Origin of the sequence: Rhodococcus sp. IEGM 1341 (genome assembly GCF_030056895.1) — a bacterium.
Lineage (GTDB): Bacteria > Actinomycetota > Actinomycetes > Mycobacteriales > Mycobacteriaceae > Rhodococcoides.
Genome location: NZ_JASHKV010000005.1, coordinates 283,984 through 309,091, shown reverse-complemented (window position 1 = coordinate 309,091; position 25,108 = coordinate 283,984). Strand labels below are relative to the sequence as shown.

36 protein-coding genes are annotated in these 25,108 nt (G+C 62.8%); 18 read left to right on the top strand and 18 right to left on the bottom strand.

Annotated elements, in window-relative coordinates:
• Positions 1-128: 128 nt before the first annotated feature.
• From QM615_RS14590 to QM615_RS14570, 5 genes are all read left to right on the top strand, one after another.
• The gene (locus QM615_RS14590) at positions 129-626 is read left to right on the top strand and encodes a MarR family winged helix-turn-helix transcriptional regulator (RefSeq protein ID WP_283347487.1); all 498 of its coding nucleotides are present in this window, start codon (positions 129-131) and stop codon (positions 624-626) included.
• A gap of 139 nt (positions 627-765) precedes the next feature.
• Positions 766-1,239, top strand: coding sequence for a DIP1984 family protein (locus tag QM615_RS14585; protein WP_283347486.1), 474 nt, complete (start codon positions 766-768; stop codon positions 1,237-1,239).
• Positions 1,240-1,496: 257 nt separating this feature from the next.
• Positions 1,497-2,069: a cysteine hydrolase family protein gene (locus QM615_RS14580; protein WP_269596470.1), complete on the top strand. Its 573-nt coding sequence runs from the start codon at positions 1,497-1,499 to the stop codon at positions 2,067-2,069.
• Positions 2,070-2,093: 24 nt separating this feature from the next.
• Positions 2,094-2,540 carry a hypothetical protein gene (locus QM615_RS14575; protein ID WP_269596469.1) on the top strand — a complete coding sequence of 149 codons (447 nt, stop codon included), beginning with the start codon at positions 2,094-2,096 and terminating at the stop codon, positions 2,538-2,540.
• A 3-nt stretch (positions 2,541-2,543) separates the two neighbouring features.
• Positions 2,544-2,879 (top strand): hypothetical protein, encoded by a 336-nt coding sequence (locus QM615_RS14570; protein ID WP_094670326.1) that lies wholly within the window; start codon positions 2,544-2,546, stop codon positions 2,877-2,879.
• A gap of 202 nt (positions 2,880-3,081) precedes the next feature.
• On the opposite strand, the gene QM615_RS14565 is transcribed toward QM615_RS14570, so the two are convergent.
• From QM615_RS14565 to QM615_RS14550, 4 genes are all read right to left on the bottom strand, one after another.
• The gene (locus QM615_RS14565) at positions 3,082-3,582 is read right to left on the bottom strand and encodes a universal stress protein (protein WP_269596467.1); all 501 of its coding nucleotides are present in this window, start codon (positions 3,580-3,582) and stop codon (positions 3,082-3,084) included.
• A 46-nt stretch (positions 3,583-3,628) separates the two neighbouring features.
• Positions 3,629-3,997, bottom strand: a complete 369-nt coding sequence (crcB, locus tag QM615_RS14560; RefSeq protein WP_269596466.1) for a fluoride efflux transporter CrcB — start codon at positions 3,995-3,997, stop codon at positions 3,629-3,631.
• Complete coding sequence (gene crcB, locus QM615_RS14555) at positions 3,994-4,494, bottom strand: fluoride efflux transporter CrcB (RefSeq protein ID WP_094686964.1); 501 nt, start codon at positions 4,492-4,494, stop codon at positions 3,994-3,996. The genes crcB (QM615_RS14560) and crcB (QM615_RS14555) overlap by 4 nt, the downstream gene beginning before the upstream one ends.
• A 157-nt stretch (positions 4,495-4,651) precedes the next feature.
• Positions 4,652-5,797 carry a citrate/2-methylcitrate synthase gene (locus tag QM615_RS14550; RefSeq protein ID WP_283347485.1) on the bottom strand — a complete coding sequence of 382 codons (1,146 nt, stop codon included), beginning with the start codon at positions 5,795-5,797 and terminating at the stop codon, positions 4,652-4,654.
• Between the two features lie 89 nt (positions 5,798-5,886).
• Between QM615_RS14550 and QM615_RS14545 the strand changes: the two genes are divergently transcribed.
• On the top strand, positions 5,887-7,095 hold the full coding sequence (locus QM615_RS14545) for a citrate synthase (RefSeq protein ID WP_283347484.1): 1,209 nt from the start codon (positions 5,887-5,889) through the stop codon (positions 7,093-7,095).
• Here QM615_RS14545 and QM615_RS14540 read toward each other — a convergent pair.
• A complete protein-coding gene (locus QM615_RS14540) occupies positions 7,089-7,727 on the bottom strand; it encodes a TetR/AcrR family transcriptional regulator (RefSeq protein ID WP_068055190.1) in 639 nt (212 codons plus the stop codon). The two genes, QM615_RS14545 and QM615_RS14540, sit on opposite strands and share 7 nt — an antisense overlap.
• Before the next feature lie 39 nt (positions 7,728-7,766).
• Here QM615_RS14540 and QM615_RS14535 point away from each other — a divergent pair, with 39 nt between their 5' ends.
• Positions 7,767-8,162, top strand: coding sequence for an SDR family NAD(P)-dependent oxidoreductase (locus QM615_RS14535; protein WP_256989484.1), 396 nt, complete (start codon positions 7,767-7,769; stop codon positions 8,160-8,162).
• Positions 8,163-8,178: 16 nt separating this feature from the next.
• Here the strand turns inward: QM615_RS14535 and QM615_RS14530 are convergent, their stop codons facing one another.
• A complete protein-coding gene (locus tag QM615_RS14530; protein WP_094640720.1) occupies positions 8,179-9,111 on the bottom strand; it encodes a TIGR01777 family oxidoreductase in 933 nt (310 codons plus the stop codon).
• Positions 9,108-9,779: a TetR/AcrR family transcriptional regulator gene (locus QM615_RS14525; protein ID WP_094686960.1), complete on the bottom strand. Its 672-nt coding sequence runs from the start codon at positions 9,777-9,779 to the stop codon at positions 9,108-9,110. Before QM615_RS14525 ends, QM615_RS14530 begins: the two co-directional genes overlap by 4 nt.
• A 172-nt stretch (positions 9,780-9,951) precedes the next feature.
• Between QM615_RS14525 and QM615_RS14520 the strand changes: the two genes are divergently transcribed.
• Together QM615_RS14520 and QM615_RS14515 are read left to right on the top strand one after the other, a co-directional pair.
• Positions 9,952-10,707: a helix-turn-helix domain-containing protein gene (locus QM615_RS14520; protein WP_283347483.1), complete on the top strand. Its 756-nt coding sequence runs from the start codon at positions 9,952-9,954 to the stop codon at positions 10,705-10,707.
• Positions 10,704-11,114: an SRPBCC family protein gene (locus QM615_RS14515; RefSeq protein WP_255183122.1), complete on the top strand. Its 411-nt coding sequence runs from the start codon at positions 10,704-10,706 to the stop codon at positions 11,112-11,114. Before QM615_RS14520 ends, QM615_RS14515 begins: the two co-directional genes overlap by 4 nt.
• A gap of 108 nt (positions 11,115-11,222) precedes the next feature.
• Here QM615_RS14515 and QM615_RS14510 read toward each other — a convergent pair whose 3' ends face one another.
• Positions 11,223-11,615 (bottom strand): DUF1761 domain-containing protein, encoded by a 393-nt coding sequence (locus tag QM615_RS14510; protein WP_176460187.1) that lies wholly within the window; start codon positions 11,613-11,615, stop codon positions 11,223-11,225.
• Positions 11,616-11,726: 111 nt separating this feature from the next.
• On the opposite strand from QM615_RS14510, the gene QM615_RS14505 reads away from it, so the two are divergent.
• Positions 11,727-12,575 (top strand): helix-turn-helix domain-containing protein, encoded by an 849-nt coding sequence (locus QM615_RS14505; RefSeq protein ID WP_269596461.1) that lies wholly within the window; start codon positions 11,727-11,729, stop codon positions 12,573-12,575.
• Between the two features lie 27 nt (positions 12,576-12,602).
• Here the strand turns inward: QM615_RS14505 and QM615_RS14500 are convergent, their stop codons facing one another.
• Complete coding sequence (locus QM615_RS14500) at positions 12,603-12,998, bottom strand: MerR family transcriptional regulator (protein ID WP_269596460.1); 396 nt, start codon at positions 12,996-12,998, stop codon at positions 12,603-12,605.
• A gap of 54 nt (positions 12,999-13,052) precedes the next feature.
• Here QM615_RS14500 and QM615_RS14495 point away from each other — a divergent pair, with 54 nt between their 5' ends.
• Positions 13,053-13,943: an alpha/beta fold hydrolase gene (locus QM615_RS14495; protein ID WP_269596459.1), complete on the top strand. Its 891-nt coding sequence runs from the start codon at positions 13,053-13,055 to the stop codon at positions 13,941-13,943.
• 71 nt (positions 13,944-14,014) lie between these two features.
• Positions 14,015-14,683 (top strand): class I SAM-dependent methyltransferase, encoded by a 669-nt coding sequence (locus tag QM615_RS14490; RefSeq protein WP_269596458.1) that lies wholly within the window; start codon positions 14,015-14,017, stop codon positions 14,681-14,683.
• A 5-nt stretch (positions 14,684-14,688) separates the two neighbouring features.
• Here the strand turns inward: QM615_RS14490 and QM615_RS14485 are convergent, their stop codons facing one another.
• The gene (locus QM615_RS14485) at positions 14,689-14,961 is read right to left on the bottom strand and encodes a hypothetical protein (RefSeq protein ID WP_283347482.1); all 273 of its coding nucleotides are present in this window, start codon (positions 14,959-14,961) and stop codon (positions 14,689-14,691) included.
• Positions 14,962-15,025: 64 nt separating this feature from the next.
• Between QM615_RS14485 and QM615_RS14480 the strand changes: the two genes are divergently transcribed.
• Positions 15,026-15,463: a protein-tyrosine phosphatase family protein gene (locus QM615_RS14480; protein ID WP_269596456.1), complete on the top strand. Its 438-nt coding sequence runs from the start codon at positions 15,026-15,028 to the stop codon at positions 15,461-15,463.
• A gap of 44 nt (positions 15,464-15,507) precedes the next feature.
• Positions 15,508-15,810 (top strand): helix-turn-helix domain-containing protein, encoded by a 303-nt coding sequence (locus tag QM615_RS14475; RefSeq protein WP_269596455.1) that lies wholly within the window; start codon positions 15,508-15,510, stop codon positions 15,808-15,810.
• Here the strand turns inward: QM615_RS14475 and QM615_RS14470 are convergent.
• Both QM615_RS14470 and QM615_RS14465 read right to left on the bottom strand, forming a co-directional pair.
• On the bottom strand, positions 15,768-16,394 hold the full coding sequence (locus QM615_RS14470; protein ID WP_269596454.1) for a ClpP family protease: 627 nt from the start codon (positions 16,392-16,394) through the stop codon (positions 15,768-15,770). The genes QM615_RS14475 and QM615_RS14470 overlap by 43 nt on opposite strands.
• Complete coding sequence (locus QM615_RS14465) at positions 16,391-16,999, bottom strand: ClpP family protease (RefSeq protein WP_283347481.1); 609 nt, start codon at positions 16,997-16,999, stop codon at positions 16,391-16,393. The genes QM615_RS14470 and QM615_RS14465 overlap by 4 nt, the downstream gene beginning before the upstream one ends.
• 99 nt (positions 17,000-17,098) lie before the next feature.
• Between QM615_RS14465 and QM615_RS14460 the strand changes: the two genes are divergently transcribed.
• Complete coding sequence (locus tag QM615_RS14460) at positions 17,099-17,566, top strand: SRPBCC family protein (RefSeq protein WP_269596452.1); 468 nt, start codon at positions 17,099-17,101, stop codon at positions 17,564-17,566.
• 112 nt (positions 17,567-17,678) lie between these two features.
• The gene (locus QM615_RS14455) at positions 17,679-18,128 is read left to right on the top strand and encodes a YdeI/OmpD-associated family protein (RefSeq protein ID WP_269596451.1); all 450 of its coding nucleotides are present in this window, start codon (positions 17,679-17,681) and stop codon (positions 18,126-18,128) included.
• A gap of 126 nt (positions 18,129-18,254) precedes the next feature.
• Here QM615_RS14455 and QM615_RS14450 read toward each other — a convergent pair whose 3' ends face one another.
• The gene (locus tag QM615_RS14450; RefSeq protein WP_269596450.1) at positions 18,255-19,718 is read right to left on the bottom strand and encodes an aminotransferase-like domain-containing protein; all 1,464 of its coding nucleotides are present in this window, start codon (positions 19,716-19,718) and stop codon (positions 18,255-18,257) included.
• A gap of 353 nt (positions 19,719-20,071) precedes the next feature.
• On the opposite strand from QM615_RS14450, the gene QM615_RS14445 reads away from it, so the two are divergent.
• Both QM615_RS14445 and QM615_RS14440 read left to right on the top strand, forming a co-directional pair.
• Positions 20,072-20,476, top strand: coding sequence for a hypothetical protein (locus QM615_RS14445; RefSeq protein WP_283347480.1), 405 nt, complete (start codon positions 20,072-20,074; stop codon positions 20,474-20,476).
• 47 nt (positions 20,477-20,523) lie between these two features.
• Entirely contained in the window at positions 20,524-21,489 is a 966-nt protein-coding gene (locus QM615_RS14440; protein WP_283347479.1) for a DDE-type integrase/transposase/recombinase, read from the top strand.
• A gap of 95 nt (positions 21,490-21,584) precedes the next feature.
• Here the strand turns inward: QM615_RS14440 and QM615_RS14435 are convergent, their stop codons facing one another.
• Genes QM615_RS14435 through QM615_RS14415 form a run of 5 tightly spaced genes read right to left on the bottom strand, consistent with a single transcriptional unit; the run spans position 21,585 to position 24,978 of the window.
• Positions 21,585-22,205, bottom strand: coding sequence for a TetR/AcrR family transcriptional regulator (locus QM615_RS14435; protein WP_269595050.1), 621 nt, complete (start codon positions 22,203-22,205; stop codon positions 21,585-21,587).
• 10 nt (positions 22,206-22,215) lie between these two features.
• Positions 22,216-23,424: an NAD(P)/FAD-dependent oxidoreductase gene (locus QM615_RS14430; protein ID WP_269595049.1), complete on the bottom strand. Its 1,209-nt coding sequence runs from the start codon at positions 23,422-23,424 to the stop codon at positions 22,216-22,218.
• Positions 23,421-23,594: a rubredoxin gene (locus QM615_RS14425; protein ID WP_027495558.1), complete on the bottom strand. Its 174-nt coding sequence runs from the start codon at positions 23,592-23,594 to the stop codon at positions 23,421-23,423. Before QM615_RS14425 ends, QM615_RS14430 begins: the two co-directional genes overlap by 4 nt.
• Complete coding sequence (locus tag QM615_RS14420; protein ID WP_269595047.1) at positions 23,591-23,755, bottom strand: rubredoxin; 165 nt, start codon at positions 23,753-23,755, stop codon at positions 23,591-23,593. Before QM615_RS14420 ends, QM615_RS14425 begins: the two co-directional genes overlap by 4 nt.
• Positions 23,755-24,978, bottom strand: coding sequence for an alkane 1-monooxygenase (locus tag QM615_RS14415; protein WP_269595046.1), 1,224 nt, complete (start codon positions 24,976-24,978; stop codon positions 23,755-23,757). Before QM615_RS14415 ends, QM615_RS14420 begins: the two co-directional genes overlap by 1 nt.
• Positions 24,979-25,108 lie beyond the last annotated feature (130 nt).

Sequence of the window (25,108 nt, the reverse complement as noted above, 5' to 3'; positions counted from 1 at the left end):
CGGGAGCTCATCTCTGGGGCGCTGTCAGTCAACGTCTTAACGTTGAACTATCTAGCATTGAACGGTATGACGGGCGTGGCACAATGTCAAACAATTGAGCGCTGAAGTATTGAGGGGTGGTTGGCTCGATGTCGAACGAGGCACTCGACGCAGTGGACCGGATTGTCCAGCAGTGGCGGGCCGAGCGGCCCGATGTGGATGTCGGACCCATGGAGGTCATCGGCCGTATCAGCCGTGCGGCGTCCGTCCTGGACAGGCGCACGCAGGCTGTACTGGCCGAATTCGGTTTGCAACCAGGCGAATTCGATCTCATCGCAACGCTCCGGCGCGCCGGGTCTCCGCATCGCCTCACCGTCGGGCAGTTGCTGGACAGCGCGATGGTGACGTCAGGTGCCGTTACGCACCGTTTGAATCGGTTGACCGACAAGGGATTGGTCGAACGCGAGATCGATCCCACCAATCGTCGGGTGGTCATAGTGCAATTGACGCAGGCCGGGATCGCTGCAGTGGATGCCGCGCTACCCGCTCACGTAGCCAATGAGGAAGCTCTGCTCAAATCGTTGAATCCGGATGAGCGACGCCAACTTGCAGGCCTTTTGAAGCGACTTCTTCTCGATCTCGGATAGCTGCGCCATCGGCACCGGCTCTTCCGTATCCAGGCGGACTGTGGTACTTGTTGTTCCATGAACTCATTCGACACGTCGAAAGGCGCATGAGCGCCCGTAGTCACATCACCGTCGGTATCGAAACGCCGAGGTGCAGAACATGAAGCTTGCCGAGGCCCTCGCTGAACGAGGGGAACTGATCAAGCGCACCGAACATCTGAAGGTTCGGATTCTGGCGAACGCCCGCCATCAGGACGGTGAATCACCGGCCGAAGATGCGGCAATTCTGTTGTCGGAGTACACAACTGTGCTCGATCGTCTTGAGATCCTCATTCGCAGGATCAACCGGACGAACAGCGCCGCGACGATGCGGGACGGAACCCTCACCGACGCACTCGCGTCCCGTGACGTGCTGCGTATGCGTCACAAGGCGATCTCCGCAGCAGCGGACGCCGCGTCGGGACGTGAACAGGAGCGTCGGTACGGTCCGCGACAGCTGCGGTCGGAGTTGGTGTATGTCGCAGCCCTTCCGGTTGCCGAATTGCGCTCTACGGCGGACGATATCGCCAGACAGATCCGGCTGGTGGATCTGGAGATCCAACGCATCAACTGGGAATTCGACCTGATCGAGTAGTGAATCGGTTGCCGGGTAGTAGGTAGTTTTCGTTCGAGGCGAGCACGTGCCGCGGCCGGCGGTTTTCCGGTCCTTCTCCCGCGTGGTGAGCAGCGTCCCGGGTATCCACCCGTTCACAGTGCAGCTCAGTACAATTCACGGAGTACGGCGCACACCGCACAGTGCACTACCGTGTGCTGATCGAACGAGAACGAGGGTGGGTAAGGGGCCACCCGGCATTGTGGTCTCGACGGCTTTCGGAGGTTAGCCTGAACAGCATGAACGTACCGCCGATACGTCTCGAACGGCCTGCTCTGATCGTCGTCGACGTGCAGGCTGGATTCGACGATTCCGAATTCTGGGGCCCGCGGGACAATCCGTCGTGCGAAACCAATATTGCTGCCCTCGTTCGTTCGTGGCGATCCAAGGCATGGCCGATCGTGTTCGTTCGACACGACTCCGACAACCCTGTGTCGCCATTGTCTCCGACCGGTGCGGGGCATGCGTTCAAAGACGTCATCGAAGGAACTCCGGATTTGCTGATCAGCAAACGGGTCAATTCGAGCTTCTACGGCACGCCGGATCTCGACGCCTGGCTACGTGCACAGGGCATCGACCAGGTCGTGATCTGCGGGATCACCACCAACCACTGTTGCGAAACGACAGCACGCATGGCCGGAAACCTGGGCTACGACGCCTACTTCGTCATCGACGCCACACACACCTTCGATCGCCTCGCACTCGACGGAACCACGGTGCCCGCGGCGACCTTGTCGGCAATGACGGCAACAAACCTGCACGGGGAATTTGCGACTGTCGTCATCACGGAGGATTTGCTTTCGAGCTTCTAGCCGAGCCGTTTGATACCGTTCGGTATGGCGAATCGGCGGACGACTGCAGGTCTGGCAGGACCCATCGTGTTGCTGTATCTGGGTTACTTCGCGTCGGTCCCGATACTCGAGGCTTTCTTTCGCGGGTTGTTCGAGCCGCGGTTGAACTGGGCCGAGATCGGTTGGGGTGGAACGATTGTGTTCGCGTTCATGGTCGTTGCAGGACTGGTTGCATGCGTCGCGGCGATACGGATTCTTGTCGACTCGCCGCGGTTTCCGGGCATCGTGGCGACCTCGGGTTCGTCTATCGGTCGAAAGATCGATTCGGTGGCTGTCACGCTGATCGGGTTCGCAGTCGTTGTGTTTTCGCTGATGGGCGAGGGCCTGGCACTCGGCTTCTTCGCACCCATCGTGACCGGATGGTTGTGCGTCAACACAATTCGCAACTACAGATCGCTGGCCAAGTCGCGTCGAGCTGCAACGGCGCAGTGATACGTGAACACCGTACTTGCGCTGCTACTGATGGTCGGAGTTTGCGCGTTCGCGTACGGCGCCGCAGTTGGCTTTCGAGGAAAGGCGCTCCACGTCGACTACTACGGCCGCGACGTGCCGGACCGAGTGAAGACGACGCCGCACCTGCGTGCACGGGCGAACAGGATATTCGTGGTCTGCGGCGTCGCTGCCGCTACTTTGCTGCTGGCTCCACTGTTTTGGATCTTCACCGACTTCCAACGCGACAGAACGACGTGGGAGTTACTCGGTCTGGCGGGCTATGTCTTCATCGTCGTACTCGTGGGCAGCTACCCGTTCGCAAAAATCAAGAGTCTGTGATCATTCGGCCTTCGCTCAGGTTGGTTCAGGACCTATCAGTGACTCGACTGTCTCGCTCTCGGAAATCGATCAAGACTACGTGAAGGCCGGTGCCGAGTCCGGATAGAGCACTGTGAATCGAGGCCACCGTTCGGGTCCAGCACGGGTCGAACAACGATCTGGACGCGCTCGTCGAGTCAGGGGCCGAAACGGTTCAGCTGAGTCAAGCGGGCACTGTCAGAACCGGCCGACCGCAGTGTCGAACAAGGTTGTCGGCTGCGGACTCGCCGCCCAATCTGCGTAGTACCGAACCGAAACCGCCGCCGGACGCACCCAGGACAATCATCGACGCGTCGTACTTCCGTCCGAATGATTCCAGTGCGCCGCCGGGAGTTCCGTAGACCGCATCGTAGGTCCATGGAACGTCGGCTCGGTCGAGTGCCTCGGTTGCACGTTCACGTTCGCGCCCTGCCTGGGCCTCGGTGTCCTCTTCGTACGTCTCCGAGTCGGGGTCGACGGGTGTGTCGGCTAGGTCGATCACGTGTACGACATGCACCGATCCTCCGATCCCCGATGCGAACTGCAGCGACCACGTCAGTGCGTGATGCGAGATGTCGCCGCCGTCGTAAACGACCACCAGCGGGCACTTGTGGGTATGGGGACCACCGTCCGGTCCGTCGATGTGCTCTACCGCGCTGCGTCGGTGGTGGTCTGAACCGGACATCATTGCCTCCTCGAATCGTGCACTGCAGAACGAACATGCGCCCTCATCAGATGTACGCCGTCGCGATCATCGCGACACCGACGACCGCAGTGGTGGCGAGCGCCGTGCCGATGGCGTTGGACGCGGCGAGCCCGTAGCGGCGGCGTTCGAGCAGGCGGATGGTCTCCACACTTGCGGTGCTGAAAGTGGTGAAACCACCGCAGAACCCGACACCGATAATTGCCTGCACCTGCTCAGGTGCAGACCGAAACATCACCAACCCCGCCACGATGCCGAGTACGGCCGATCCGGTGACGTTGATCAGCACTGTGGCGTAGGGGAATTCGGTCTTCAGTCGCGTTCGGATGACGCCGTCGAGCACGAATCTGCTCACTGCCCCGGCACTTCCGGCGAGAACGACCCACAGTGCGATCATCGCTTGTCCTCCGTGTGGGCACCGAACCGTTGCGCGAGAACTATGCCTGCCCCGGCTGCGAACGTACCGACGACCACACTGACGGTCATGTACAACGCGGCCGCCAACACCCGGTGATCTTGCAGCAGTTCCACGGTCTCGAGAGCAAAGGAGCTGTAGGTGGTGTACGAGCCGAGTACCCCGGTGCCGATACACAATCGGATTCGGCGTCGCCAGCCCTCGTCAGGGCCGGAGAGCGCAAGACGCTCCAACAGCATCCCGAGGACGAAAGCTCCGGTGAGGTTGATGACGAGAGTGGTGAAAGGGAACGGACCCGAATTGGGCGGATACGCGGTCTCGGCCGCGTATCGAACACCGGTGCCTACCAGGCCGCCGAGGGCTACGGCCGCAATAGCGGCTGGTTGGGCATGCACTGGGCGGGAAGGGGCCGGGCTGTCGGGGTCGACCGGCAGGGACCCATCGGCGGTAGCGCCGTGCGTCTCGTGGAAATTGTTCATCAACCTGCTCCCTATCTGCGGACATACGAGTGCCGAGACAGGGACTGTTGTCGGTCCGAGGACCGAGGTTCGGTTACGGCGAGCCCCACCGCCGCTGCGCGCACCGGCGCATGATCATGATGGCACACCGTGATGCGGCTCCGCCGCAGTGGCGTGATCAGGTGCCCTGGGTGGCACTCGACCGCACCACTGCCGAAGGCACTGGGCCGTCGTAGCGAGCGATCGGGCGAATGATCTTGCTGTCATGTGACTGCTCGACGATGTTGGCACACCACCCGACCATCCGACTGCAGGCGAAGGTGGGCGTGAACATCGACCGAGGAATTCCGCAGAGCTCCATCACGACACCGGCGTAGTACTCCACGTTGGCGTACAGCTTTCGATCCGGTTTCAGATCGGCGAGCGCAGCGGTGATGACCTTCTCGACCTGAACAGCCTTGTCGATGAGCTCCCCGCCCAACTCCTGCGCAGTTTCGCGCAGCATCACCGATCGGGGATCGTCGGTTCGGTACACCGGGTGCCCGAAGCCCATGATGCGTTCGCCTGCAGAGATTTTCGCTCGCGCCCAGGCGTCCGCGGAATCGACGTCGGCGATCTCGTCCAGCCCGTCGAGAGCGCGATCCGGGGCACCTCCGTGCAACGGACCAGCGAAGGCACCGATGGCAGCACACACTGCGGATGCGATGTCCGAACCTGTCGACGCCACAACTCGCGCAGTGAACGTCGACGCGTTGAACCCGTGATCGATCGTGGCGGTGAGATATCGATCGATCGCTCGGGCACGATCGGCGTCGGGCACCTGTCCGGTGATCATGAACAACCAGTTCTGCGCGGTGGTCAGATCCTCGCGCGGTTCCACGGGTTCTTTGCCGGTCCGAATCCTGTGTACGGCAGCCAGAATGGTCGGCGTCATCGCGCACAGACGTAGCGCGGTCACACGCTTGTCCGATTCCGACGACTCGTAGAGGGGAACTGCGCCTGCCAATCCCGACAACACCGTCCGCAACGCAAAGAGGGGTTGCTCGGGACCCGATTGCGCCACCTTTCTCACCGCAGCTGCGACGGCCTCCGGCAATATTCGCAGCGGTGCCACCTTGCGCAGGAATTCGGCGCGCTCGGAATCGTCCGGCAATCGTTCTTCGACCATGAGGAACCATGCGTCCTCGAAGGTCAGGTGCAGCGCGATGTCGATCGCCGAGTACTGGCGGTAGTGATAGAAACCTTCGTCGCCGCGAACATCTCCGATCGATGTGGTGGTGACAACGACGTTGTGGAGCCCCCGTGGGGCATCGAGAACGGTCATGGCTGCACTCCTTTGCGCTGGTCAACCCCTACGATCCGCGCTAACGTTGATTATTGTCAATGTTGATCGAATCAATGTGAAAGGCGGACATGACGCACGCCGACGGTCGGAACATGCTCACCACCGCGCAGGCTGCCGCACGGCTGGGGGTCAAGCCGGAAACGGTGTACGCGTACGTCAGCCGCGGTCTGCTGACCAGCACTCGACTGACCGGCGTGCGGGGGAGTGTGTTCGACGTAGACGAGGTGGAATCTCTCGCCGGACGCGACACCGCTCGGCGTACCGATATCGGTGCCGTGGAACGAATTCGAACTCGGATCACGCTGATCGACGACGGGCATCTGTACTACCGGGGGCGTGATGCGGTGGCGCTCAGCTCGCGTGCGTTCGAGTCGGTTGCACACTTCGTCTGGACGGGTGAATTGCTGGACGAAGTCCACTTCCACGCGGACTCCGTTGTGGTGCAACGATGCAGAGAAGCGACAAGGCTGGTGTCGCCGGATTGCCGGTCCATCGATCGGATCCGCATCGCCGTCGACATCGCGTCCACCTACCGACCGATGCGATTCGACACCGGGTCCACATCCGTCGTCCGCGAGGCAGGGCAGCTGCTGGCGACGGTCGCAGCAGCACTCGGTGGTGGTTCCTCGGAGCTTTCGGTTGTCGAATCGGTCTGGGCGGCAATCAAGTCCGACTCCTCGAATCCGAACGGTCTGGCGGTGCTGCAGGCCGCGCTCGTCCTGATGGCAGACCACGGTCTTGCTGCGTCGACGCTCGGAGTTCGGGTGGCAGCGAGCACCCGAGCCAATCTGTATTCGGCAGTCTCGGCGGGTCTGGGATGCATCGACGGCCCGCTGCACGGCTCCGCTGCCGATCCCGTGTATCGGTTCCTGACGATGGCGATCGACGATCCGATAGGCGCTCTCGCAACACAATTGAGGTCCGGGGAGCGGGTGCCCGGCTTCGGGCACGTCATCTACACCGACCGAGACCCGCGTGCCGAGGAACTACTGCGACTGCTTCGGGACCCGGCTCACGGTGCGGACCCCGTAGTGATCGCTGCAGCGGACACGATAATCGAGGAGGTGAGTAGCAGATTCGATACCTTTCCGAACTCGGATTTCGCTCTCGCCACGTTCACCCTCGCCTACGGGCTCGAGTCCGACACACCGGAGATGCTGTTCGCACTCGCCCGCATTGTCGGGTGGACGGCACGCGCCATCGAAGAATACGACGAAGCGCCCCTTCGCTTTCGGGTTCCAGGCATCTACACGGGGACTCGACCGGGAACCTACTGAGGCGTCGGGCAGTCCAGTAATGCGAACGCAGCAAGCAGTTGGCGACGCGCGGCAGCGATCTCGGCTGTGTTGTCGGCCAGGTGATGCAGCAGAGCGCGCTGAAAGATGCCATCGAGGAGGATGTAGGCCGAGGCGTTGTCGAGTGCGGGAGTGGAGCCGCGAAGTTCGCAGTAACGAGCGACCACGCGCCAGATCATGTCCTCGCGACGCGCCTCGATCTCGAGCACGTCGTTGCGGAACGAGCCGTCGAACAGGGCTTGATTGCGCAGGTCGTACCAGAGTCGATGGATGCCGGCGTCCTCGGCCAGAGTGGCGAAGTACTTCTCCTCGAAGTCCGCGTACAAGCCGGTGGCGTCGACGGCGTTGGCCACCACCTCGTCGTAGCGAGTGACACACATGGCCTCGTACTGGCGAACGGCGTGCGTGATGAGGTCGAGTTTGTCGGTGAAGTAGTAGTGCAGCACGCCGTGTGAGTACTCGGAATTCTGCGCGATCTCCCGCAGTGACGTGCGCGCGTAACCCAATTCGGCCAGCGTGTGCAGCGTCGCCTCGGCCAGTTCGGTGCGCTTGGCCTCGAACTTGTTGCGGGCTCGCTCTTCGATACGCGCGCGAGGATCAACGGTCTGGGTCATGTGCCGGGTCCTTTCCGCGCGTGGTCGTCACCTCAGTGTATGCCCGACGGCCGATCGGGGGATATCGGCGGCGGCCAGATATTGGTCGCTGAAAAAGGTGTGGGCGGCACCGCGCTGCTCGGATCCTATTGCGCTACAAAGGCTGCAGTCATCCAGGTCACCCGCGTCGCCACATTCGAAATGCGAGCATCGGGAGTGCGGGTGAATGCGGTGTGCCCCGGATTTGCCGACACTGCGATGGTCGACCGACTGGTCCCGGACTTCGAAGCCGCGACCCAGATTCCGTTCGGTGACCTGGTCGCCGCGAAGCAGGGACGACTGGGAACGCCAGAGGACATCGCGGAAGTGACGTTGTTCCTCGCCTCCGACCGGGCGTCGTGGATCACCGGAAGCCACTACATCCTGGACGGAGGACTGTCGGCGTCGCTCGTCTAGGTTCGGGACCTCCCCGTCACCCGAGGGCGACGGGGAGCAACCCTCGGGGCGTCTCGGATGCGATGTCGGTCAGCGCTTCCTGCAGGTCGGGGTATCGGAACTCGAAACCGCTGCCTGTCAACACCTGTGGATCCACCCAACGGCTTTTCAAGACCAATTCCGCCTCCGTGCGAATCACTCGTGCCCCGAACTGAAGCAGCCATGCCGGTGTCGGCAACCCGCGGCTTCGGCCCAGAGTGCTCCTCACCTTCTGCATCAGCTCCTCGTTGGTCACCGGGAACGGCGTGGCTAAGTTCACCGGGCCGGAGATGCCTGTGTTGTCGTAGAGGTGATCGAGGATGCGTCCGACATCGGCGACGTGCACCCAACTGAACATCTGGCCGCCGTCGCCCATCGTGCCGCCGAGTCCGACTCGGGCCAGGTCGATGATCGGGTTGATCGCACCGCCGCCTGCACCCAGCACTATCGACATACGCAGCGCCACTTTGCGAATGGCCACATCGGCGTCGAACAGCTCACGCTCCCAGGCGCGGGCGACCTCGACGGAGAATCCCGACCCGATGTCGCCGGATTGTTCGTCCATCGGCCTGTCGCGAGAATCGCGATAAATGGTGCCCGTACTGGCGTTGACCCACAACTCGGGTGGGTTCTGGACCTGAGCCAAGGCACGCCCGAGTTGGGCCGTCGTCTGGATGCGCGATGACATGATCTCGTCCGCGTTCGCCTTGTTGTAGCGACAGCTCACCGAGCGGCCTGCGAGGTTGACGACCAGATCGGAACCGTCGAGCACGTCGACGAGGCCGCGATGGTCGGACCATGTGGCATCACTGGATGTTCCGCGCCCGACGGTTCTGACGCGAATGCCGCGATCTTCGTAGGAGCGATGCAGGTACCGGCCGATGTAGCCGGAGGCACCGCACACGACGACAGTCGATGGTGAATCAGTCACTGGTCCAACCCTTCTGGAGAGGTCATTCGTTTCAACAGGCCGGCCACGTCGGTGACCAACCCCCGCGCCACCGGGAGACGAGCGAGGCGTACGGCTTTGGCCACCACCGGTACGAGCCCGTCGACCAGGATGCGGGTGCGTGCCTGGTTGTCCGAGGAGTCGGTGACCCAATGGAGGGTGACACCCATGTAGATCATCCAGAGCAGCTGCGGAAGAACGTCTTTCAGAGAACCGGGAACCTTCTGTTTCGACGTCTCCAAGGTGGTTCGCATGAGGTCGATGGCCATGGACCTGGCGTCGGACGATTCTTCCGAGAACGGACTGGAACTGGACCGGGTGGGCAACGCCAACTGTAGGAACGATCCACCGAAGGCGTGATACGGCTCCATCACGTCCAGGCCGGAATGCAAGACGGCAGCAAGGTTTTCGGACAGTGATCCGCCGTCGACGAGGACGCGGAGTGCACGCTCGCGGTGATCGCGCTGGATCACCGTGTACAACTCGTTGACGAGTTCGTCCTTGCCGGCGAAGTAGTAGTAGGCATTCCCGAGCGAGACGCCCGCTTCGTCGGCGATGCGACGCATCGTGGTCGCCTGGAACCCTTCCTCACGAAAGAGGCGTAGAGCTACCTCGACCACCTTGTCGCGAGTCTCGGACGTGCGAGCCATCGATTCACCTCAATTCTGAACGTGTTCAAATTCGAACATAGACCTGTTTTTGAACACGTTCAAGATCGGATGGTGGATGCCAGGGAGGGCTCTGCCCGATTTTCAGCGGTGACCACGGTGTTCGATCCCGGTTCGACGGAGGATCTGGCCCCGATCGAGGAGAATTCCTTCCATGCTGCCGCCGGAAAGGACCTACGCCGAATTTCCCTCGCCCGTCGACGGGATTCGGTGCACCTGGGAGCGTCGATCCCATCCGGGGGACCGGCCGTTGACCGTTCCCGACGGATGTGTGGATCTGATCTGGTTCTCCGATGGACGACTCGAGGCGGCGGGCCCGGATACCGCAGCTCGACGAGCCGTCACCCTCGGTCCGCTGGAGATGGTCGGTGTGCGTCTCGCTCCGTCCGCAGCTCGAAGGGTCAGTGCGATTCCAGTCGGTGAATTGTGTGATCAGCAACCGTATGTCGCAGCGCTGGGAGCGTCCTGGTTGGAGGCTGCCCATGTCCTTACGGGCCACGATCCGAACGGTGCGATGCCAGCGCGGCGAAAGATGCTCGCCGACCTCACCGTTCGGGCCATGAGGCCTGCGGAGGACGGGCTGGTCCTGGCCGCTGTGCAGGTGCTCGAGGCGTCGCCGGGTATCAAAGTCGGTGATCTCGCCGTCGGCTTGGGAGTCGGTGTTCGGCAGCTGCATCGGAGGTTTGTCGACGAGGTCGGCTACGGCCCGAAAACCCTCGCCCGGGTCATTCGCGTCGGGCGGCTCGTCGACGTTGCTGCCACCGTTCCCGACCTGGCGTCGCTCTCGTATGCCGCAGGCTTTGCGAGTCAGGCGCACATGTGTGACGAGGTACGTGCACTCACCACGTTGACACCGGTCCGATTTCTGGAAGAACGTCGCGGCCCGTCTTACGTAGGGTCGCTGCTATGAACCGAGAACCCTTTGTGGCAAGTAGACATGTGGCTCGAGTTATCAGGCGTACACCCGACGAGGTGTACGAGTTCGCCGCGAATCCTGCGAACTTGCCCAAATGGGCGGCAGGACTGGCGCACAGCCCGGTGACCATCGACGGTGATCGGCTTCTCGTAGATTCGCCGATGGGACAGGTGACAGTACGCTTCGTGCCGCACAACGACCTCGGCGTCCTCGATCATGACGTGACACTGCCGTCGGGGACCGTCGTGAACAACCCCGTAAGAGTGCTGAGTCATCCAAATGGGGCGGAAATTCTGTTCACGGTCCGACAAATCGAACTGAGCGACGACGAATTCGAGCGCGATCTCGGCATGGTCGCCGACGACTTGAAAAGACTCGCAGAGCTACTGGAAGGTCAGTGACCTCGTGCGTCCATCAACAGGGATGTACGCGTCCAATTGGGCCTCGACGAAGTCCGACGTCAGGTCGATCCGCCCGGCTTCGCGCCACGGACGGCCGCGCGCGTCGTCCTAGACGACTCCGAGGACCGCACCCGCTACTGTCGCTCCCGTGAGGTGGTAGCTCGCGGTGACAGCTCCGAACACGAATGGTTGTGGAGTGTGGGGCGTCAGCGCGTTGGTCAATGATGCTGCAGCGGAGGCCAACCCGACACCCAGTCCAACGAGCACCCCGGATACCACGGCATCCGCGTTGATGGCGTCGAGAACGAGAGCGATCACGATGGTTGTCGCCGCCGAGCAGCAGAGCGGAACCACGTAGTAGGACAACGGGAATCGGCCTCCTGTCTGCGCCCGATCACGCCCGATCGAGCGATCCCATGTGCGCCCGAACAAGGGGCCGAACCACAGCGCGCCGAGTGCGTAGTACACAACCGCTGCCCCGGCTACTCCCAACCAGTTCACGACACTCCCCTTCGGCCCGGTTGAGTCACTCGGTCGACATCGGTCCAAGAAGTGGTGGTCATAGCGTGATCGTCTCGAGACCCGAGGCTCGGTGTATTGCAGAATTGCGACATGGAAGAAAGGCAGGTCGCGTCCAAGCCCATCGACGTTCACGAACGCTCCGGCGTGATGGCTCCTGCGCTTCTCCGTCGCTTCGACGCAACCTGGCACGAACCGGCTGCAGAGGTTCGAGATGTTGTCGACGCGTACTGGAGCGTGCGATGGGAATTGTCTGCGGACGAAACCGTCGAACAGCGAGTCCTCGAATTTCCGGCAGTCACGGTCAGTATCGAGACCGGTACAGTGCCTGCGCCGTTCATGATCACCAATGTTCAACGCAGGGCGTGGTCCCGGACGATCGGAGGTCGAGGCTTCGTGTTCGCCGTCCGACTGCGTCCAGCTGGACTGGCGGTCGTGTCCGACCTCGATCCCACGAGACTTTCGGCGGCGCAACCGATCAACGAAGAGACCGACCAACTACTCTTCGACATGCTCAATAGCGTCTCCGGGCCAGATTCGGCTGCCGACCATGCTCTACGCGCAGATTCGGTCATCACTGAGATGCTGGAGAAACGACCACCGACTGCCGAACACCTTCTCGCAAACGCCGCAGTCGATGCTCTATCTCGGGGCATCGGCAGAAAACCCGGGCAATCGGTGGCAGGAATGCTTGGGGTCAGTGAACGTGCCGTGCAGAGGGCGCTGCGATCGTCACTCGGGATGGGCCCAAAAGCAGTCGCCCGACGGGTTCGACTACAAGCAGTGTTGCAACGTTTGTCGCTCCCCGCAGCCGATGCTGCCCGTATTGCTGCCGACCTGGGCTACGTCGATCAAGCTCACATGATCAACGACTTTCGGGGCGTCGCCGGAATTACGCCGGGAACGTACCTTCGTGAACTCGCTGCACTCGTCCGCGCCTGAATGAGGGTGGCGAGAGCCTCTGCAAACTCAGCGTACTTCTTGGGAAGTCGGCCCAGCCTGCGTAGCGGAGTACTCGCTGCACTGCGCGCATCGGGTGAGCAGATCGTGTGTGCACGCGACGACGTGCGCGAGAAAGCGCTCGGCACTGGCGAGTCGAGCTTGCTGCCGTCGGACTCGGGCCAGATGGTCTGCGATGACTTCGGTTCGTTCGGGCTCGTCTCGATGAAGTATCAGGCGGATGTCGGACAAGCTGATTCCCACGTCCTGACAGGCCCTCAGCACCCGCAGTCGACGCAGGTGTTCCTCGCTGTAATCGCGGTGACCCGACGAGAGGCGTTCGGGCACAACCACACCGACGTCCTCCCAATGTCTGAGGACGTGCGTCGGAACTTCGAGTTCGCGCGCAGCCTCTCCGATCTTCACTTGCCGATGGTCTCACATTGACTTCAGGTCGACCTGAACTATTACGTTCACCCCATGACGATCGACAGATTCGATCTACCAGAGCCCATCTTCGTGTCCGTGGGCGGCGATAGGGTGGCGACCTACGAGATGACACCCGACAGAGCGGAACCGTCCGCTGATGTGGTGTTCTGCCATGGAACCCCGTGGTCGGCTCAGGTCTGGGCGCAGGCCGCGCGCCACCTCAGCACTGGGCATCGCGTCTATCTCTGGGACATGCCCGGATACGGCCAGTCTGCACAGGGATCCGATGTCCGGACCGACCTGCCCACCCAGATGCTGCGCTTCGCGCTGTTGCTCGACCACTGGCAGCTGACTCGGCCCTTCGTCGTCGCTCACGACATCGGCGGTGCAGCCGCCCTGGGAGCCCATCTATTTCACGGCTGCGATTTCGGCGGCCTTTACCTGTGGGACGTGGTGACCCTCGAGCCCTGGGGATCCGAGTTCTTCCGACTCGTCGCCGACAACGCCGAGGTCTTCGCTGCGTTGCCTGCACGCCTGCACTCGGCACTGGTTACCGAATACATTGCGGGAGCGGCACATCAGCGGCTGGACGCAGACATCGTGGCGATGTTGACCGAACCCTGGATATCCGACGAGGGCCAGCCTGCGTTCTACCGACAGATCGCCGAACTGCGCCCCGACCACACGCGGCCCATCGTCGATGCCCTTCCCCGAGTCCGCTGCAACACCTCGATCGGATGGGGCGAACAGGACCCCTGGATTCCCGTCGAACAGGCGTTTCGACTGCGGCAATTGCTGCCGGTGGAATCGTCTGTGATCACTGTTCCTGGTGTGGGTCATCTGACTCCGCTCGAAGCACCGTCGGTCACCGCTGAAGCGTTGGATGCGTGGCTAGGAATGCTCGTCCGAGAACTTCCGAAAAGCCCAGGATCGTGCAGCTGACTCGCTGACATCGTTCGTCGAGCCGTCCGAGGTGCGTCTCGTGGATACTGAGTTCCGTGGTGCTGAGACGAATGGGAACGTCCCTCATCGGAGGCCGAGGGGCCCAGTGGCTTCGTGAGCTGAACGAGCGACACCCATGGAGTCACAACGACTACTTCCACAGTTGGATTCTGGCGAATCTGCCGGACCGGCGTGGCCGTGCGCTCGACATGGGCTGTGGACGGGGTGGCCTGGTGCGCACCTTGGCTCCTCATTTCGAACACGTCGTCGGGGTCGATGCCGATGCGGACATGCGCCGAATCGCAGAGGCCACGTCTAACGACGTCGACAACGTATCGATCACGGATCGTCAACTGGATTCGTGGGCAGACGATTCGATCGATCTCGTGACCATGGTCGCCGTCCTGCATCACCTTGACATCGACGACGCCTTGCGTCATGTCGGGCGGATTCTTACGCCGGGCGGGCGAGTGCTCATCGTCGGGCTTGCGCCACCGCGAAGCGTACGAGATCTGATGTGGGATTCAGTCTCCATCGTGACCAACCCCCTGATCGGATTTCTGCGCCACCCGTGGCCGAGTCCGGTGACAGCACCGCCGCCACCGTTCCCGGTCAAGGATCCGGTGCTGAGCTTCGACGAGATCGGAGACATGGCCGAAAAGTGGCTACCGGGTGCGAAGATGCGACACCGCGTAGGGTTTCGACACACAATCGAGTGGACCAAGCCTGGTGTCGAGTAGAGCCGTCATGTCTCTCCGACGCGCAAAAGGCGAAAGCCTCTGCAGTGGAGCGTGAATCCGACGGCGGCACCGACAACGGCACCGATTATGGGTTGCACTTTTGTCCACCACTCGAGGAAGAGGCCGACTCGAACCTGCAGGGCAACATCGGCGGTGGTTGCGTAGGCTCGGCTCCTCTGGCCGGGTTCCACGTACAGGGTGTCGGCCCATCCCGACACGGACGCAAGCAGACCCACCGTGAACCCCAGTGCGGCGAAGGCAAGAACAACTGAGCGCATGGGGGCACAATATCGGTGCTGGGCAGAAACAGGTGTCGCGAACGACAAGGAAAGGACGCCTCGAATGTGGGACTTACACAGTCCGGGCGTGCTTCGGTTGCCGTCGGGCAGTCTCGTTCGTGGACGTGCCTTGCGTGATTCGATGCCTGACGGTCCGTTGCCGGACTTCGGTGTCTACCTGCAGGGCACGGATCCGGGCGAGTTCGCGTGGGACAGTCGATGGGTTCGCTGGACCGATTTCTGGCTGCCGTCCGACTCGAATGAGCTCGAGGTCGGACTACGAGATGTATTGCGCCGCTGCGCAACCGAGAGAGTCGAGATTGCGTGTACCGGCGGTGCGGGGCGAACGGGCACCGCACTGGCCTGCCTGGTTGCACTCGACGGTATGCCGGGAAATGTTGCAATCGACTATGTCCGTAGCAATTACTCGCACCGCGCTGTCGAGACGCCCTGGCAGAAACGCTATGCGAGGACATTCGTGAAACCGAGCTCTCTGCTCTGAGCAGAATCTGTGACCCATCACGGACAGGGGCCTAGGCTCCGATCATGGGCCAGGTCATACGAATCGATGAGCGTCGAGCAGCGCGCGCGGTGGAACCCCTGTGGCGCGAGGTGGTCGGCAGACGACTACGCGAACGCAGACACGCCCGCGGAGATACCCTCGCCGACACCGCCGCACGCGCAGGTATTGCGCCGCAATACTTGTCGGAGCTCGAACGCGGCCGCAAGGATCCGTCGAGCGAAATCCTCGCGGCCGTCGTCGGCGCATTGGGTACGTCGATGGCCGAAATCTCACGCCTCGCGTATCACGACCTCTCGCGCGGCGACGCGACGTTGATGGCTGCCTGACGCCCCTCGAGAACCTGATCGACGACGCCGTATTCGAGAGCAGCCGGTGCCGTCAACACCAGATCTCGGTCGGTGTCGTGTCGAAGCGTGTCCACGTCGCGTCCGGTGTGTGCCGCCAGAATTGCCTCCATCTCGGCTCGCACTCGGACGACTTCGTCAGCGGCCAAAATGAGGTCCGGGATGGTGCCGCGTCCCTGCGCCGCAGGCTGATGCAACACCACCCGGCTGTGGGTCAGCGCAGAGCGTCGTCCCGGTGCGCCGGCAGCGAGTAGTACTGCGCCGGCTGCTACCGCTCGGCCCACACATGTTGTGGCAATGGGTGATCCGATGAATTGCATCGTGTCGTAGATCGCGAGCATGGCAGCGGTGTCACCGCCCTCGCAGTTGATGTACATCGAGATTTCCTGGTCGGGGGAATCGGCCTCCAGATGCAGAAGCTGCGCAATCATCGCATTCGCGACCCCTGCGTCGATACCGGTACCGAGATAGACGATGCGCTCACTGAGCAGATGCGAATAGACGTCGACGACGCGTTCTCCGCGCGAATCTCGGGTGATGACATTGGGAATGGTGTACGTGCTCATCGGGCCAACTCCATTCCGAACGACGCCCGTCGCGCGGGCATGACCTGATCGAACGAGTCGACAATCGCGTCGACGAACCCGTATTGGCGGGCTGCTTCCGCGGTGAACCAACGGTCGTGCAGAGAGTCGTCGAAGATCTGCTCGCGTGTCTGCCCGGTGTCGTCGGCAATGAGCCCGAGCACCGTATCTCGGGTATGACGCAGATCGTTGGCCTGTACTTCCACTTCGACGGCCGACCCACCGATGCCGGCCGATCCCTGATGCATCAGTATTCGCGAATGCGGCAGGGCATACCGCTTGCCGCGCGTACCGGAGGACAACAGGAATTGACCGGCGCTGCAGGCCAACCCGAGTGCAAGCGTCGACACGTGACACGGCACCAGCCGCATCACATCGCGGATCGCGAGCATCGCGGGAACCGATCCGCCGGGGGAGTGAATCCACAGAGCGATGTCGGCCGAGGAGTTGTCGGCGGCCAATGTCAACAAATGGGTGGTGAGGACCGTGCCGTTGTCGTCGTCGAGGGGGCCGTCGAGCACCAGGACACGATGACGCAGGAGTTGGTTGCGGAGTTCGGGTGGGAACATTCGTGGCGTTTCGCTCATGGTTCGAGTGTGATTCCCAATTCGATTGCATGCCAATAGTTCTGCTGTGGGCAGCGGGTCTGCTCACAGCTTCGCGGGTGCCAGATGGACAATGGAGAGATGACTGCACTCGAGTTCTCCGAATCCGTCGTCGTCGCTGCGTCGGTCGACGACGTGTACGCCGTTGTCTCCGACATCACCCGAACAGGCGAATGGAGCCCGATCTGCCAGGAGTGCTGGTGGAACGAGGCCGACGGCGGTGGCGTCGGATCGACCTTCACCGGCCGCAACGTGGTGCCGGGTCGCACGTGGGAGACCGTGTCGACCGTCGCCGCAGCCGAACCAGGTCGCGAGTTCGCCTGGGTGGTGGGCGACAACTTCGTTCGCTGGGGCTATACCCTCGAAACCGTGGATGGCGGAACACGACTGACCGAGAACTGGAACTTCCTGCCCGACGGCATCGCCTTCTTCCACAGCAAGTTCGGCGAGGACGCGCAGAAGGAGATCGACACCCGTAGCCAGGCGGCACTCGACGGCATCCCTCGCACCCTGGCCGCAATCAAGCGAATCGTGGAAGCCGAAGCCTGATTACTGTCGGCCAGGTGCGCTGACTGTCCACTATTCGGAGCCGATGACGGAATCCCGCGTCTCGACGCGAATTGTGGACACTGAGCGCACCTGTGACCGATAGCCTGTCCGCATGGCAGCAACGGCTCTGCGGATGTCCACGGTCCTCGAATCGCGGGGCCCGGCGGCGGCCATTGTGCTCACTGACGAGCAGGTCGCGTCCCTCGGTTCCACCAAAACGCCACCAGTTCGGTTCACGATCGGTGGTCAGACGGTGCGCGGACGCATCGGCCGAATGGGTGGCGAGAATTTGCTCGGACTCAACAAGAGCGTTCGCGCCACACTCGGCGTCGAGGCCGGCGACACCGTCGACGTGACGATCGAGCTGGACGACCAACCGCAGGTGATCGAGGTTCCGCCGGCGCTGGCGACAGCCTTGGACGCGGATCCGACTCTCCGAGCAGCGTTCGATGCGCTGGCACCGTCGACGCGAAAGGAACACGCAAGGTCCGTCGCCGACGCGAAACGCGACGACACTCGCGAGCGGCGCGTCACGGCAATCGTCCAGTCCCTCCGGCTCTGAGTGCTGCCGGCCCTGGGACATCGCAAACGCGTGCGCATTCGTCAGGTGCGCGCGATTCCGCCATTGACCAGGTGACCAATTCGCGAGCGTCTCGCGAACGCGCGCGTTTGCGATGGCCGTCGGGGCTCACACCACCGCAGCGGGCGTGCTCGACGCGGCGGCCGGCGTCGGGGTGTTCTCCGACGACAGGCGAGTGAGGATCTTGACCGCCGAGGTGATGTCGGACAGTGACCGGGTGAACGGAATGCGCTGACGATCGTCGAAGGCGTACCCCGTACCGAATCTCAGTCCGGGGGCCAGCAGTAGTCCCTGCGACTGGGCGTCGGCAACGAGATGGCTGGATCGCATGCCGTCGGGTAGGGAACACCACAGTGCCAGACCGCCGTCGGGAACTCGAAAGTGCCAGCCCGGCAGATGATCACGCAGCAATGCGACGGTGTGATCGCGGGCCGTTCTCGACGCCTCCGCGCGGACTCGCCGTACCTCGTCGTATTTACCCAACAACTCGATGGCCGCCAGTTGATCGATGATCGAGACCGAAAGCTGGCGTCGCGCATAGGTTGCGGAGACCCGCGCCAACAGACCGGCTTCGGCGCGAACCCACCCGACTCGCAACCCGCCCCACACCGTCTTGCTCGTCGACCCGACGGTCACCGTCGCCACGTCCGGAGTGGCGGCTCCGAAGGGTTCGATATCCGGTGAACCGTCGAGACACAGATCGGCTGCCACCTCGTCGACGATGGTCAGTACGCCGTGGCGGTGCATTGTGGCGGACAGCTGTCGGCGGGTGTTCAGGGGGAGTCGCGCACCCGACGGATTGGAGAAGTCGGGCATGAAATACGCCAACGTCGGTGCACTCTGCCGCGCGGACCTGTCTGCCGCAGCCACGAACTCGTCGGTGTTGTCCGGATCGATGGGCACCGGGATGCAACGACCGCCGAGGGAGTGGACGAGTTCGACGACGCCCGGATACGTCGGGTGCTCCACCAATACGCGGGCCCCGGGCTCGGTGAACGTCGCCAACACAGCGTGGATGGCGTCGGTGGCACCGGAGGTGACGAGGATGTTGTCGGCGGTGGTCGGCACTCCGCGCCCTCGGTAGTACGCGGCGATGGACTCTCGGAGCTCGAACAGACCGGACGGAGCGTACCCGCCCAAGGTGAAACGGTCTCGAATCTTCTCTGCCGCAACACCGTACGCGTCGGACAACAGCGGCGATGCCGACGGGGAGGCGTTGACGAATTCCAGATTCGCAGTCTCTCGGTCGCCGGCCAGTGAACCCCAGGACGGCAAAGACCCCGTCGGCGAGACGTAGGTACCCGAACCTCGCTGGGCGCTGATCCACCCACCCTCGCGCAGATGCCGGTACGCCGATGCGACCGTCACCCGACTGACGTCCAAGCTGATCGACAACGCCCGCTCGGCAGGCAGACGCGTCTGCGCCGACACCTCACCGTTCTCGATCAGTCGCCGCAACTCGTCGGCGATCTCGAGGTAGAGCGGACCACCGGATCGGTTCCGCAACGTCGATGGGTCGATCCGGGCGGCCAGATCCGGGGCCGTGATGGCGGAGGCGTCGAACGAGTCCATGCATGCCACTCTCGCACACTGGACTGCACTATTTGGAGTAAAAGCAGTCCATTCTGGTCACATGATCGCAATTGGAGCTGTATTGGTCCTGTCCATGGTGGGCGCAGGGTGGTCTGTGGTCGCTCTGCACGAGGGCGGAAGAAGCGGGCCTGCCGGGCCGCCGCGGAGTCGTGTTCAGTCCGACTGACGCGGCCGTGTCTCAGCAAACGCGCGCGCATTCGTCACACGCGTTCGATTTCGCATCCGATTCGGGCCTAGATCGCGCGCACCTGGCAAACGCGCGCGCATTTGCCAGGTCACCCTCTTTGCCAAGCTTCTGGTGAGTCATTCGAGAAGCTATGGAGGGTTACTGCATGTTGAGTGCTGAGTTCACAGGGGAGCAGATTCGGGAGATGGTGTTCGAGTACTGCCGGTTGCCGTATGGCCAGCATGGGCCATGGATGGCGGCGCATCCGTCCGTCTCGAGGGGCATGATGACGCGCTGGCGGACGGCGGTGTTCGACGGCGACGTGGACCGCGGGCTGGTTCCGCGTCAGACTGAACCGATGAACTCGCAACCGAAGGGCCGGCAGGGAATGGTCGAACGGCGAGCCATCGAGACGGCGCGCCACGCCGAGGAACTCGCCCAACGTGACGCTCAGATCCGTGAGCTCAAGGAGACCAACGAGCTGCTGGGAAAAGCTATCGGGCTCTTGCACACACTGAACGTGCCCGAGCCCGACGACACCCGACCGACACCCGATCCCACCGATTCCTGAGCGCCGAGAACACCCTCGTCGACGAACTGGCCCCACTGACCGGATCGGTGCGTCGAGCATTGACGTTGGTCGGGTTGTCCCGCTCGACGTGGCACTACCGCCGCAACCCCAGGGTCAAGACCGAACACCCTGTGCACCAACGAGATCGGAAGTATCCGAGCAGAATCGACACCACCGATCGCACCCGGGTCGAAGCGTTGATCGACACTGGATGGCAAGCCGGCAACTCGGTCGATCACTCCTTCGCCACCGCCTGGGACAACGGGTCGATGATCGCATCCCGTCGCTCGTGGTGGCGTATCGCAGCAGCGGTCCTCGACCAACGCAACCGCCCGAAGACACCGACCAAGAAGAGCACCCGAACCCCGCGCCCGATGCCCGTGCACACCGCTACCGCACCTGGTCAGGTGTGGAGTTGGGACATCACCGATCTGCACTCCCCGTGGCGCGGTGCCTCGTTCAAGGCGTACTCGATCATCGACATCCACTCCCGCCTGATCGCGGGGTGGCGTGTGGAGGAACGAGAGAGCGACCACCTCGCCGCGGAGATGTTCGAGACAGCCATACAGCGTTACGGCGCACCATCATTCGTTCACGCAGACTCCGGTGCAGCGATGCGCTCGAACACCCTCAGGAACTGTTTGACCGCGCACGGTGTCGAGCTCACCCACAACCGGCCTTATGTCAGTAACGACAATCCGTTCTCCGAGTCCGAGTTCCGGACCATGAAATACCGGCCGAACTACCCGGGGATCTTCTCCGACATCGATGCCGCCCGCGGGCACCTCACCGACTACGTCCACTGGTACAACACCGACCACAAACATTCCGGCATCGCCCTGTTCTCACCAGCGGACGTCCATTCCGGGAACTGGCGAAACCTGTGGACCGACCGAGACCGAGCTCACCAGGCCTATTACGACCGACACCCCGAACGGTTCCGCCGCCGCCCCTGCACACCACAACCGCCCGCAACAGTCGGAATCAACAACAACCGACTCCAGACAGCTTGACATTGAGCGTCAGGGGGCCGAAGCAGGTCAGGGGGCGGGAGCGGGGCGGGGGCGAGATCGGCGTACTGGGCGAGGTCGAACTCTGGACGTCGAGGTCAGTTGTCGGCGGTGATCGAATCGACGAACGGGGTCAGCAGCAGCGCCAGATCGTCGGCCGCTGCAGCGATGTCCTCGGGCGGTTCGGGGATGTAGCTCAGGGCCAATCGGACGATGGCTTTGCTGACCACGTCGGCGTGTCGTGGGCTCGCGCCCACCCATCCGCGCTGGAAGGTCTCGGACAGACGCTCACCCGCCCGCTCGATGAGCACTTCGCTGTCGGTGGTGATCAGGCGCAGAAGATCTTCCGGTGCGTCGCCGCTGTGCAGCGACCGGACGAGCGGATCCAGGCCGCTCAGCTCGAAGAACGACGAGAAGCCCTGCCGCAGAGCGGCCGACGCGTCGTTCTCGTGCTGATACAGAGCCGTTTCGCACATGGCCACGAAGAGGTCCGTCAATCTGATGGCGTACCCCTGCGCGACGCCGCGTCGTGAGCCGAACTCGTTGTACAGGCTCTGCCTGCTCAGCCCTGCCGCCTTGGCGATGTGGCTCATCGTGACGTTGCGCCAGTTGCGCTCGTTCAGCAGCTCTCGCAACGCGTCGAGCGCGGTATCGCGCGCGAGAGTGGACGCGGCTTCACGGTATCGACCGGGGGTCGACGTCTGTTCGGCTGCGGGCATGAACACGACTCTATCGAACGACCGCATGGGGCCGATCCAGCCAATCTTCTCCGAGGAGTTCCCGATCGATGGGGTCTGCGCTCGCGATGAGGGATCTGATCTGTCGGATGTCCTTGGGGTAGCCGACGCCTATGGCCCCGACGAGCGTGTCCCCGCGCAGCGCACAGGCGGTGAAGCGGCGATCTTCGATGGAGCCGCGAACCACGACGTACTCGTCCTCGGCACCGGTCCACCCCGCGAACTGCAGGTTGAGCCCGTGCTGAGTCGACCAGCCCCACGGCACGTCGAGGCTGCCGACGTCGAGACCGAGTATGGACCGTGCCGCCCGGGTCGCCTGATCGACGGCACCGTTCCAGTGCTCACTCCGATAGGTGCCGCCGAGAATGGTGTTGGGAACCTCGGCGACGTCGCCCGCCGCGTAGACGTTCGGCCTGGATGTCCGCATAGCCGCGTCGACCAGGATTCCCGACGCGGTCTCGAGGCCCATGTCCACCCCGAGCTCGACGTTGGGGACAGAACCGGCCGACACCAGGACGGTGCCGGCCGACCATGAGCGTCCGTCCTGAGCTGTGGCACGGAGGGTGCCGTCGTCCTGCTCGTCGAGACTCGTCACCGTGACGTCAGTGTGCATCGCTATACCGTTGTCCGCGTGAAGGTCTCGGTACATCTGCGATATCTCCGGCGGCGCGATGCGGCTCAGCGGAGCCGATGCCGCTTCGAGCACCGTCACGTCGGCACCGAGTGACCGGGCTGCTGCGGCCGCCTCACACCCGATCAATCCGCCGCCGATCACCAACAGCGACCCGGTGCGGAGGATGTCGGCATGCAGCGGTGCGACATCGGCGGCGCTGCGGAGCGTGAACACGTGACCCGGGAAATCGAGTTGCCGAGCCCGAGAACCCGTTGCCAACAGCACGGCGTCGTACGGGATCGGATCGCCCTGATCGAGCTCGACGGCCGAGTCGGTGACGGCGACAGCGGTGACGCCCGTGCGGACGTCCACGTCCTCGATGGCTGCACCCAACCGGACCTGATCGACCGACTTGGTGCCCATCAGCAGCTCCTTGGACACCGCCGGACGACGGTAGGTGGGCTCCTGCTCGCTCCCGATCAGCGTGATGGAACCCGTGAAGCCCTCGGCCCGTAGCACTTTGGCGGCGGTGTACCCGGTGGCACCGGTGCCGACGATCACGACCTCGGCGGGTTGCCCAGTAGTCACCCGCGCTCTACCTCGACCATCTCGAAATCGGCCTTGGCCGCGCCGCAGTCGGGGCACGACCAGTCGTCGGGAATGTCGTCCCAGCGCGTGCCCGGCTCGATGCCGTCCTCGGGCCAGCCCAGTTCCTCGTCGTACTCGAATCCACACTGAACGCAGCGGTAGAGCTTCATGCCTTACTCCTGAAGTCGATTTTCTCGCGCACTCCGCAATCGGGGCACGGCCATTCGTCGGGTACGTCCGCCCACGGTGTTCCCGCCGGAAAACCCTCTCGCGGAGCACCGTTGGTCTCGTCGTAGACGAACTCGCACACCGGGCACTCGAACGCGGCCATCACTTCGCTCCGTGCGCGGCGAGGATCTTCTCCCGCTTGGACGGCGCAATGTTGACCTTCGTGATGTCACCGTCGTAGTGGTCGAGAACGCGGTGGTCCATCACCTTTCGCCACACCGGTGGGAAGTAGGCCAGTGAGATCATGCTCGCGTAGCCGCTCGGCAGATTGGGTGCCCCGTCCATGCTGCGCAGAGTCTGGTATCGGCGGGTGGGATTGGCGTGGTGGTCGCTGTGGCGCTGAAGGTGGTACAGAAAGATGTTGGTCACGATGTGATCGGAGTTCCAGCTGTGCTCGGGAGTGCAGCGCTCGTAGCGGCCGTTCTCCTTCTTCTGACGCTGGAGGCCGTAGTGCTCGAGGTAGTTGACCGTCTCCAGCAGTGAGAATCCGTAGATGGCCTGAATGATCAAGAACGGCAATACGATCGGACCGAACACCGCGATCAGGACCCCGTACAGAACCACCGACATCAGCCATGCGTTGAGCACGTCGTTCTGAATGCTCCACGTGCTCTTGCCCAGTCGCTCCATGCGCGTCTTCTCCAGCTCCCAGGACGACTTCAGGCTGCCCCACACGCTTCGAGGAAGGAAGGCCCAGAAGCTCTCGCCGAACTTCGAGCTCGCCGGATCCTCGGGAGTGGCGACGCGAACGTGGTGGCCGCGATTGTGCTCGATGTAGAAGTGGCCGTAGAACGTCTGTGCCAGAGTGATTTTCGATAACCAACGCTCGAGGCTGTCCTTCTTGTGGCCGAGCTCGTGCGCGGTGTTGATACCGACTCCGCCCATTACGCCGATGCTGATGGCCAGGCCGATCTTCGAGATCAGGCCGAGTCCACCGTCGATGCCGAGCCACGACAGGTTGTTCGCTGACCACAGGTAGCAGGCGAACACCAGACTGGCGAGCTGGAAAGGAATGTAGGCGTAGGTGCAGTAGCGGTAGTACTTGTCCTCCTCCAGCGCCTTCATCACCTCGTCGGGTGGGTTGTCACCGTCGGGACCGAAGAAGCGATCGAGGATCGGAAGCAGTCCGTAGACCAGCAGCGCGCCGATCCACCACCAGACCGGCGACACGGCGGTCCAGCCGAGCTGGTTGAAGGCCCACACCAGGCCGGTGGCCAGGAAGACCGCCGTGGGTGGGATCAAACCCATCAGCCAGAGGTATCGCTTTCGGTCGTGCCACTCGGCGACCGGCGCCTGCGCCTGATCGTCGACATTCGATGCGGTCATCGTTACTCCTCGTGTAAGGCCGATCACTGTAGATTGGACAATACACGGAATTTGTCAGGATGTGTACAAAATCAGAAATTTGTACAAACAATGCTTGGGACTGTGGCGGCGCCCACAGCGCCACCGTTTG

Coding starts and splice junctions, on each gene's coding strand:
- QM615_RS14590 (WP_283347487.1), top strand. CDS start 129: ATGTCGAACGAGGCACTCGACGCAGTGGACCGGATTGTCCAGCAGTGG.
- QM615_RS14585 (WP_283347486.1), top strand. CDS start 766: ATGAAGCTTGCCGAGGCCCTCGCTGAACGAGGGGAACTGATCAAGCGC.
- QM615_RS14580 (WP_269596470.1), top strand. CDS start 1,497: ATGAACGTACCGCCGATACGTCTCGAACGGCCTGCTCTGATCGTCGTC.
- QM615_RS14575 (WP_269596469.1), top strand. CDS start 2,094: ATGGCGAATCGGCGGACGACTGCAGGTCTGGCAGGACCCATCGTGTTG.
- QM615_RS14565 (WP_269596467.1), bottom strand. CDS start 3,582: ATGTCCGGTTCAGACCACCACCGACGCAGCGCGGTAGAGCACATCGAC.
- crcB (WP_269596466.1), bottom strand. CDS start 3,997: ATGATCGCACTGTGGGTCGTTCTCGCCGGAAGTGCCGGGGCAGTGAGC.
- crcB (WP_094686964.1), bottom strand. CDS start 4,494: ATGAACAATTTCCACGAGACGCACGGCGCTACCGCCGATGGGTCCCTG.
- QM615_RS14550 (WP_283347485.1), bottom strand. CDS start 5,797: ATGACCGTTCTCGATGCCCCACGGGGGCTCCACAACGTCGTTGTCACC.
- QM615_RS14545 (WP_283347484.1), top strand. CDS start 5,887: ATGACGCACGCCGACGGTCGGAACATGCTCACCACCGCGCAGGCTGCC.
- QM615_RS14540 (WP_068055190.1), bottom strand. CDS start 7,727: ATGACCCAGACCGTTGATCCTCGCGCGCGTATCGAAGAGCGAGCCCGC.
- QM615_RS14535 (WP_256989484.1), top strand. CDS start 7,767: ATGCCCGACGGCCGATCGGGGGATATCGGCGGCGGCCAGATATTGGTC.
- QM615_RS14525 (WP_094686960.1), bottom strand. CDS start 9,779: ATGGCTCGCACGTCCGAGACTCGCGACAAGGTGGTCGAGGTAGCTCTA.
- QM615_RS14520 (WP_283347483.1), top strand. CDS start 9,952: ATGCTGCCGCCGGAAAGGACCTACGCCGAATTTCCCTCGCCCGTCGAC.
- QM615_RS14515 (WP_255183122.1), top strand. CDS start 10,704: ATGAACCGAGAACCCTTTGTGGCAAGTAGACATGTGGCTCGAGTTATC.
- QM615_RS14505 (WP_269596461.1), top strand. CDS start 11,727: ATGGAAGAAAGGCAGGTCGCGTCCAAGCCCATCGACGTTCACGAACGC.
- QM615_RS14495 (WP_269596459.1), top strand. CDS start 13,053: ATGACGATCGACAGATTCGATCTACCAGAGCCCATCTTCGTGTCCGTG.
- QM615_RS14490 (WP_269596458.1), top strand. CDS start 14,015: ATGGGAACGTCCCTCATCGGAGGCCGAGGGGCCCAGTGGCTTCGTGAG.
- QM615_RS14485 (WP_283347482.1), bottom strand. CDS start 14,961: ATGCGCTCAGTTGTTCTTGCCTTCGCCGCACTGGGGTTCACGGTGGGT.
- QM615_RS14480 (WP_269596456.1), top strand. CDS start 15,026: ATGTGGGACTTACACAGTCCGGGCGTGCTTCGGTTGCCGTCGGGCAGT.
- QM615_RS14475 (WP_269596455.1), top strand. CDS start 15,508: ATGGGCCAGGTCATACGAATCGATGAGCGTCGAGCAGCGCGCGCGGTG.
- QM615_RS14470 (WP_269596454.1), bottom strand. CDS start 16,394: ATGAGCACGTACACCATTCCCAATGTCATCACCCGAGATTCGCGCGGA.
- QM615_RS14465 (WP_283347481.1), bottom strand. CDS start 16,999: ATGAGCGAAACGCCACGAATGTTCCCACCCGAACTCCGCAACCAACTC.
- QM615_RS14460 (WP_269596452.1), top strand. CDS start 17,099: ATGACTGCACTCGAGTTCTCCGAATCCGTCGTCGTCGCTGCGTCGGTC.
- QM615_RS14455 (WP_269596451.1), top strand. CDS start 17,679: ATGGCAGCAACGGCTCTGCGGATGTCCACGGTCCTCGAATCGCGGGGC.
- QM615_RS14450 (WP_269596450.1), bottom strand. CDS start 19,718: ATGGACTCGTTCGACGCCTCCGCCATCACGGCCCCGGATCTGGCCGCC.
- QM615_RS14445 (WP_283347480.1), top strand. CDS start 20,072: ATGTTGAGTGCTGAGTTCACAGGGGAGCAGATTCGGGAGATGGTGTTC.
- QM615_RS14435 (WP_269595050.1), bottom strand. CDS start 22,205: ATGCCCGCAGCCGAACAGACGTCGACCCCCGGTCGATACCGTGAAGCC.
- QM615_RS14425 (WP_027495558.1), bottom strand. CDS start 23,594: ATGAAGCTCTACCGCTGCGTTCAGTGTGGATTCGAGTACGACGAGGAA.
- QM615_RS14420 (WP_269595047.1), bottom strand. CDS start 23,755: ATGGCCGCGTTCGAGTGCCCGGTGTGCGAGTTCGTCTACGACGAGACC.
- QM615_RS14415 (WP_269595046.1), bottom strand. CDS start 24,978: ATGACCGCATCGAATGTCGACGATCAGGCGCAGGCGCCGGTCGCCGAG.